This window comes from Silvania sp., from assembly GCF_051656365.1.
Taxonomy (GTDB): domain Bacteria; phylum Pseudomonadota; class Gammaproteobacteria; order Enterobacterales; family Enterobacteriaceae; genus Enterobacter; species Enterobacter hatchlandensis.
Genome location: NZ_JBOGBT010000034.1, coordinates 1 through 4366, shown reverse-complemented (window position 1 = coordinate 4366; position 4366 = coordinate 1). Strand labels below are relative to the sequence as shown.

The 4366-nt window shown below is 62.9% G+C and carries 2 protein-coding genes and 1 pseudogene; all 3 read left to right on the top strand.

All coding sequences use genetic code 11. The features are described 5' to 3' along the window. A pseudogene (locus tag ACRDD5_RS06165) lies at positions 1-236 on the top strand (urea amidolyase associated protein UAAP1); the annotation flags it as partial. Between the two features lie 10 nt (positions 237-246). Beyond that, entirely contained in the window at positions 247-870 is a 624-nt protein-coding gene (locus ACRDD5_RS06160) for an urea amidolyase associated protein UAAP2 (protein WP_438676223.1), read from the top strand. Between the two features lie 152 nt (positions 871-1022). Next, on the top strand, positions 1023-4366 hold a 3344-nt coding region (gene uca / locus ACRDD5_RS06155), incomplete at its 3' end, for an urea carboxylase (protein WP_438676222.1).

Below are 4366 nucleotides of genomic sequence, written 5' to 3'. Positions count from 1 at the left end.
GCTTCCACCGGGACCACTCCCTGCCGGGCAGTTACGTAGAGCTGTTCGCCCCGATGGACGTGCTGGTGGTGATGACCGCGCTGCAACACCCGATGGACTCGTCCACCGAGTATGCCCCGCGCCCGGTACAGCTGAGCTGGCGGCAGGCAGAGGACGAACAGGCGGCCATCAACGCGCTGCTGACGCGCCCGGAAAACGACCGCGCGTTCGCCAACACTCAACGTTTTGCCCTGTAAGGAGCCACCCATGACTCAACTTAACGCACAGCAGGCCAGCTTCCGTCACGTGATCCCGGCGGGTGAGCCGTACCTGTTTGAAGTGAAAAAAGGGCAGACCCTGCGCCTGCTCGATCTTGAAGGCAATCAGGCGGTCGATACGCTGTTCTATAACGCCGTTAACCCGCGCGAACGCTACGACGCCCAGCGCACCCTGCGCCGTCAGAACAACGCCTATCTCACCCGGGGCAGCGTGCTTTATTCCAATCTCGGCAACCCGCTGCTGACCATTGTCGACGATACCTGCGGGCGTCACGACACGCTCGGCGGCGCCTGCGCCCAGGAGAGCAATACCGTGCGTTACTCGCTCGATAAAGGCTATATGCACAGCTGCCGGGATAATTTCCTCTGCGCCTGTCTGCACGATGGCCGCCTGCAAAAGCGCGATATCGGCGCCAACATCAACTTCTTTATGAACGTGCCGGTTACCCCGGAAGGCGGGCTGACCTTTGCCGACGGCATCTCTGCGCCAGGGAAATACGTCGAGCTGCGCGCGGAGTGCAACGTTATCGTGCTGATCTCCAACTGTCCGCAGCTGAACAACCCCTGTAACGGCTGGAACCCGACCCCGGCGGAGGTGCTGGTATGGAACTGACTCCTACCCGCTGGCAGCGCCTGCGCCAGAGGCTGTACCGCCTGTTTGAAGTGCGCGCCGGACGGATCCTGCCTTAACGCTTTTTTCCCCATGGACGACCATGCGGTGAATCAATTTTCGGCGGGACGACCCGCCACGATTGAGCCTTTACTATGTTGACGAAACTCCTGATTGCGAACCGTGGGGCGATTGCCTGCCGTATCCTGCGCACGCTGCGCGCCATGAACATTGGCGGCGTGGCGGTCTATTCCGAAGCGGATATCAGCAGTCTGCATATCCGCGAGGCCGACGAGGCCCTGAGCCTGGGCGAGGGCCCGGCGGCGAACACCTATCTGGTCAGCGAAAAAATGATTGCTGCGGCGCAGGCAAGCGGCGCGCAGGCGATCCATCCAGGTTACGGCTTTCTCTCGGAGAATGCCGCCTTTGCCGAGGCCTGCGAAGCGGCAGGCATTGCATTTGTCGGCCCCACGCCGGAGCAACTGCGTCTGTTTGGCCTGAAGCATACCGCCCGGGCGTTGGCAAAAGCGCACGGCGTGCCGATGCTGGAGGGCACCGAACTGCTGGCCGATGTCGCAGAAGCGCTGCAGGCGGCGGAGCTGGTTGGTTATCCGGTGATGCTGAAAAGCACCGCGGGTGGGGGCGGGATCGGCATGCGCGTCTGCGCCAGCGCCAGCGAACTGAGTGAGGCCTTCGACGCGGTGGTGCGGCTGGGGAAAAACAACTTCAGCGATGCAGGCGTATTTATTGAGAAGTACATTCAGCGGGCGCGTCATCTCGAGGTGCAGCTGTTTGGCGACGGCAACGGACAGGTGATTGCTCTTGGCGTGCGCGACTGTTCCGTCCAGCGGCGTAACCAGAAAGTGCTGGAAGAAACCCCGGCCCCCAACCTGCCGGATGGGATGGCGGACGCCCTGTGTGAAGCGGCGATCAAGCTCGGCAAAGCGGTGAACTACCGCAGCGCAGGCACCGTCGAGTTCGTGTACGACACCGACGCCGCCCGATTTTACTTCCTCGAAGTGAATACCCGTTTGCAGGTCGAACACGGCGTCACCGAGCAGGTGTGGGGCGTGGATCTGGTGCGCTGGATGATTGAGCTTGCAGCGGGCGATCTGCCGCCACTGGCCGCCCTGCGCGACGGCCTGACGCCGGTGGGTCACGCGATTCAGGCCCGCGTTTACGCAGAAGATCCCGGTCGTCAGTTCCAGCCGTCACCGGGCCTGCTGACGGAAGTAGTATTCCCGGCGAATGACCGCCGCACGCTGCGCATCGACAGTTGGGTGGAGTCCGGCTGCGACGTGCCGCCGTTCTTCGACCCGATGCTGGCGAAAATTATCGCCTGGCAACCTACCCGCGAGGCGGCCATTGCTGCCCTGCACGCCGCGCTGGGCGACACCCGCCTGTACGGGGTGGAAACCAACCGTAGCTATCTGCAGCAGATTCTGACCTTCGCGCCTTTCGCCCGCGGCGAACCCTGGACCCGCTGTCTGGAGGGGCTGGTCTATCATGCCTCGACCCTGGAAGTGCTGAGCGCGGGCACGCAAACCACGGTCCAGGACTACCCCGGACGTATTGGCTACTGGGCGGTCGGCGTCCCGCCTTCCGGGCCGATGGATAGCCAGGCGTTGCGTCTCGGTAACCGCCTGCTGGGCAACGACGACAGCGCTGCCGCGCTGGAAATCACCCTCAGCGGCCCGACGCTGAAATTCAACTGCGAGGCGCAGCTGGTGGTGACCGGGGCAGATATTGACCTGACACTGGACGGGGAGCCGCTGGCAACCAACCGCGTCTTCCGCGTGCAGAGCGGGATGACGCTGCGGATGGGCGATATTTCTGGCGACGGGGTGCGCAGCTATTTGTGCCTGCGTGGGGGCTTTAACGTTCCGGATTATCTGGGCAGCAAAAGTACCTTTACCCTCGGGCAGTTTGGCGGCCACGCCGGACGCGCGCTGCGTACCGGCGATGTGCTGCATATTTCACCGTTAACCTCAGCGTGCAGCGAGGCGGTATTGCCGCTCGCGTTACGCAGCAACCTGAGCCCGGTGCGCACCCTGCGGGTGATTTATGGCCCGCACGGTGCGCCGGAGTATTTCACCCCGGCGTATATGCAGACCTTTTTTGCCACCGACTGGGAAGTTCACTTCAACTCCAGCCGCACCGGCGTGCGCCTGATTGGGCCGAAACCCGAGTGGGTGCGCGAGAGCGGCGGCGAGGCGGGGCTACATCCGTCGAACATTCACGACAACCCGTATGCCATTGGCGCGGTGGATTTTACCGGGGATATGCCGGTGATCCTCGGCCCGGATGGCCCAAGTCTGGGCGGTTTTGTCTGCCCGGTGACCATCATCGAGGCTGATCTACCTGCGGTCGGACAGCTGAAGGCCGGGGATAGAGTGCGCTTTGTGGCCGTGGATATCGCCACCGCCCGGCGACTGGCGCAGGCGCAGGAAGCGCAAATCCTCCATCTGCAGCCGCAGGCGGTGGCGTGGCAACCGGCGGAGCTGGCATCACCGGTGGTGCTTGAACAGGGGCAGGGCGATAAACGGCTGGTGGCGCGTCTTTCGGGCGACACCCACCTGCTGCTGGAAATCGGCGATCCGGAGCTGGATCTGGTGCTGCGTTTTCGCGCCCACGCCCTGATGCAGGCGCTGGAGGCGCGGGCGTTTGACGGCGTTATCGATCTGACCCCGGGTATTCGCTCCCTGCAAATCCACTATCGACCGGAGGCGCTGGGTCTGGCGAGCCTGCTGGATGGCGTTGCCGGGCTGTGGCAGGACGTTTGCGAGCAGGATTCGCTGGAGGTGCCGTCGCGTATCGTCTGGCTGCCGTTATCCTGGGACGATCCGGCCTGCCAGAAAGCCATCGACAAATACATGACCACCGTGCGTCGGGACGCGCCCTGGTGCCCGAGTAATCTGGAATTTATCCGCCGTATTAACGATCTGGCGAACGTCGATCAAGTCTACAAAACGGTGTTCGACGCCCGCTATCTGGTAATGGGGCTGGGGGATGTGTATCTCGGCGCACCGGTGGCCACGCCGCTCGACCCGCGCCATCGGCTGGTTACCACCAAGTACAATCCGGCGCGCACCTGGACGGCGGAAAACTCGGTCGGCATCGGCGGGGCTTATCTGTGTGTGTACGGCATGGAAGGGCCTGGGGGGTATCAGTTTGTCGGGCGCACGCTGCAAATGTGGAATCGCTATCACGCGGTGGAGGATTTTGGCGGTAAACCCTGGCTGCTGCGCTTCTTCGATCAGATCCGCTTCTACCCGGTGTCTGCCGACGAACTGCTCACCATTCGCCGCGACTTCCCGCTGGGGCGTTATCCGCTGCGCATCGAACACACCACCCTGAAACTGGGGGAGTATCAGCAGTTTCTTGCTGATGAAGCGTCGGGCATTGACGTGTTTCGCACCCATCAGCAGGGGGCGTTTAACGCCGAGCGCGAACGCTGGATCGCCAACGGGCAGGCGCATTTCGACAGCAGTGAGGTGCT